Origin of the sequence: Embleya sp. NPDC059213, from assembly GCF_042754445.1 — a bacterium.
Lineage (GTDB): Bacteria > Actinomycetota > Actinomycetes > Streptomycetales > Streptomycetaceae > Embleya.
The window spans coordinates 1-1,817 of sequence record NZ_JBHZAV010000407.1; the positions used below are offsets into that span (position 1 = coordinate 1).

Annotated in this window: 1 protein-coding gene; it reads right to left on the minus strand. The window is 70.2% G+C overall.

Annotated elements, in window-relative coordinates:
- Window positions 1-1,686: WD40 repeat domain-containing protein (locus ACFXMF_RS47670; protein ID WP_380021344.1), on the minus strand; the 1,686-nt coding region annotated here is incomplete at its 3' end.
- Window positions 1,687-1,817 lie beyond the last annotated feature (131 nt).

Consider the following 1,817-nt stretch of genomic DNA (forward strand, 5'->3'; position numbering starts at 1 on the left):
GCCGGTGTCCATGTCCCAGCCCGGTACGGTGCCGTCGTCGGCTCCGGTGACGGCGACGGGCTTCCCGTCGAGTGTTGTGCACGCGACGGCGGTCACCGTGTCGTCGTGTCCGGTGAGGGGTTCGGCGAGTGGGGTGCCGGTGGTCAGGTCCCAGACCCGTACGGTGCTGTCTGCGGCTCCGGTGACGGCGACGGGTTTTCCGTGGAGTGTTGTGCACGCGACGGCGGTCACCGTGTCGTCGTGTCCGGTGAGGGGTTTGCCGCGTGGGGTGCCGGTGGCCAGGTCCCAGACCCGTACGGTGCCGTCTTCGGCTCCGGTGACGGCGACGGGCTTTCCGTCGAGCGTCGTGCAGGCGACGGCCATCACCGCTTCGTCGTGTCCGGTGAGCGGTTCGCCGCGTGGGGTGCCCGTGGTCAGGTCCCAGACCCGTACGGTCTCGTCCGCAGAGGCGCTGATGGCAATGGGCTTTCCGTCGAGCGTCGTGCACGCGACCTCGTACACCGAGTGGTCGTGTCCGGTGAGGGGTTTGCCGAGTGGGGTGCCGGTGTCCATGTCCCAGACCCGTACGGTGCCGTCGTCGGTTCCGGTGACGGCGACGGGTTTTCCGTGGAGTGTTGTGCACGCGACGGCGGTCACCGTGTCGTCGTGTCCGGTGAGGGGTTCGCCGCGTGGGGTGCCGGTGGTCAAGTCCCAGACCCGTACGGTCTCGTCCGCAGAGGCGCTGATGGCAATGGGCTTTCCGTCGAGCGTCGTGCAGGCGACGGCCATCACCGCTTCGTCGTGTCCGGTGAGGGGTTCGCCGAGTGGGGTGCCGGTGCTCAGGTCCCAGACCCGCACGGTGCCGTCTTCGGCTCCGGTGACGGCAACGGGCTTTCCGTCGAGCGTCGTGCAGGCGACGGCCATCACCGCTTCGTCGTGTCCGGTGAGCGGTTCGCCGAGTGGGGTGCCGGTGCTCAGGTCCCAGACCCGCACGGTTTCGTCTTCGGCTCCCGTGACGGCGATCGGCTTTCCGTCGAGCGTCGTGCACGCCACTGCGATCACCACACCGTCGTGTCCTCTCATGGTGTCGCGTAGTTCGAGGTTCGGAATTCCGCCGGTGACGGCGACGGCGGTCCAGACGCCGGGCTCGGTCATGTCAGTGAACGCGCGCACGAGCAGAGCGGCCGGGTGGCGGGCCGCGTCGGTGGTGAGAAGCCGGCGACGGGTGGCCGGGTCGGTGTAGCGGTGGGTGCCGATGGAGGCGCGGTACACGGCACGGGCCACCAACGCCTCGTGCGTGGCCGCACGCGGGAACGCCTCCGTGAGGGCGGAGGGATCGCCGTGGACGAGGTATTCGGTGTCGGTGAGGAGTTCGTCCAAGCGGTCCGCGGATTCGGCGTGAGCCAAGGCGTACCGCAGAAGATACGGCGGGGCCGTGTCCCAGGCGCGGGTGTTGCCGTCGTGGGTGGTGTGGGTGGCGAGGAGGTGGTCGAGGACGTCGCCGCGGGTCGGCGCGGTGGTGTCCGTCGTCGGCTGCCCGGTGAGGTGGTCGACGAGTGCCTGGTGGAAGAGGCGATAGAGCAGGGTTCCGTCGTGATCCGGGGTCGCGCGCAGGTAGAACAGAGCGTCGGGAAGGAGCGCTCGGGCGCGTTCGGCGTCGACATCGGCGAACAGCCCCGCCAGGGGCAGTGCCACCTCCAGGGGCATGCCCTCGCCTTGGGCGAGGGCAAGCGCCGACAGGACGGCGTGGATTGCCGGACCCACCGGACGAAGGGCCCGATCGCGTTCGAGCACCTCGGGCCGCGTCCCGGGCGCCGAAAGGCCGGGTGCGTCGGCCG